This is a genomic window from Quyinboa ferrireducens (assembly GCF_042436675.1).
GTDB lineage: Bacteria > Bacteroidota > Bacteroidia > Bacteroidales > UBA5342 > JBHJHP01.
This window is the reverse complement of sequence record NZ_JBHMVA010000060.1, coordinates 1-1,632: the sequence shown is the minus strand read 5'-3', so window position 1 is coordinate 1,632 and position 1,632 is coordinate 1. Positions and strand designations below refer to the sequence as shown.

Here is a 1,632-nt window from a genome sequence, read left to right as displayed (position 1 = left end):
GATTAAAACCTGAAGATATATTATAAAAATGCACATACACACAACACGCGGTCATAGTGCATGGCAGTACTTTTAAATAAAATAATTCAACGTTCGCAGCTGGCTCTTTTCGTCCTGACAGTTCCTTTCACGGGTGAAAGAAACTGCCACGACACCATACCGCGGGAACGTTGTAAAACATTTAAGAACACCCTGCAAACTATGAACATGACATTAAAATATAGATTGACTCAATTAACATTTATCGGAATGATTTTGTTGACAGTTTCGTGTGTGCAAAAGCGAGAAAGAGATTCGGATGAAATCGTACTTAATGAAATGGTAATTGAGAAAAACGGAATCTATTATGAGGGTGATTGTGAAATTCATGCAAAAGAGAAATTTACGGGAGAATGTAAATTCTATCATGACAATAGCAAGTTAAAAGGTGTGGTGTATATTGAGAAAGGTTTGCCGACAGGACATTGGAAATATTGGGATTCGACAGGCTTGAAAACGCTCGATTTATTTTATGACAAAGGCAAACTGATTAAAAAAGAAAAACCGACCCCCGAGATTAATTTTCCTTGGACAAAAAGTGTAACAAAAACCGCAATCGGAGCAATTTTGACTTCAATTCAGAATATTAAGAATGATTCTTTATATCACGGAAATTTTCCTGCCGACATTAATAACATGCCATTTATTCGGACTAAAAAATCAGATTTTGAAATTATTGGATATGAAACTTCTACGAGCACACCTGAGAAATTAAAAATTGATTTTCACCCGATAAATGAATATAAGTCTGGACCGCGATTTACCGTAGAGATTAATATAATAAGCGAACAAGCGATTAGAGTTTATATGACACCTGATGCTTGATATAATTAAAATATGGAGAATGCGATAAAAAATAGAATTCCGATTCATGTGGACTTGCAGCCCAATAGAGATGAAGTTTACTCAGGGATTTGTTTAAAAGACAATCAAGATGTTTTTATTTTTATTTGTTTCAACGAGGAAATCAAAGAATACGACGGATATGCAATTTTGCGAAGTAATGAGATTGAGCGTTATAGATATTGGGATAAGGAAGAACTTGATGAGATAGTAAATGATAATCATGCAGACTTCATAGATAAATTACTGCTTGATAAAATGGATTCATTTTACGAGTGTTTAGATTCGTTGAGAGAAAAGGAATTAATTGCAATTTTTACAGCCGATGATAATGATTCTTATTATGTCGGCAAGATTGAGAATTTGACTGAAACTGATTTGACATTAAAATTAATAAGTGAGTCATCGGAGTGGCTGGATTCTAAAGATTTAAAAATAAAGGATATTACATATATCGGATTTGACACTTCATATGAGACCGAATTAATAAAAACGTTTTACAACACGCAATAAAAAACATAGGGCGGAAAGTGCTAAATTTGAACGATATAACATTTAATAAACGGCTCGGTAACTTGATAGGTAGGAGCTTCGAAATACCCTACGTTTCTTATTGCCATCCGTTGTACCCAATTTAGAAATGAAACATTTTAAAACCATAATTCTGACTTTTATAATGACTTTTAGTCTTTTATCTTGTAAAAACAATACGGAAAAAAGAAAAGAAATAGTTACTAAAAAAATTGCTCA

The 1,632-nt window shown here is 33.0% G+C and carries 2 protein-coding genes; both read left to right on the top strand.

Annotated elements, in window-relative coordinates; translation table 11 throughout:
• The first annotated feature begins 60 nt into the window (after positions 1–60).
• Positions 61–864 carry a toxin-antitoxin system YwqK family antitoxin gene (locus ACE01N_RS20380; RefSeq protein WP_380592903.1) on the top strand — a complete coding sequence of 268 codons (804 nt, stop codon included), beginning with the start codon at positions 61–63 and terminating at the stop codon, positions 862–864.
• A gap of 12 nt (positions 865–876) precedes the next feature.
• Complete coding sequence (locus ACE01N_RS20375) at positions 877–1,395, top strand: NUDIX hydrolase (RefSeq protein WP_380592901.1); 519 nt, start codon at positions 877–879, stop codon at positions 1,393–1,395.
• Positions 1,396–1,632 lie beyond the last annotated feature (237 nt).

Bases quoted from the DNA above. Each gene is read 5' to 3' on its own strand.
- ACE01N_RS20380 (WP_380592903.1), top strand. From the start codon at position 61: ATGGCAGTACTTTTAAATAAAATAATTCAACGTTCGCAGCTGGCTCTT.
- ACE01N_RS20375 (WP_380592901.1), top strand. From the start codon at position 877: ATGGAGAATGCGATAAAAAATAGAATTCCGATTCATGTGGACTTGCAG.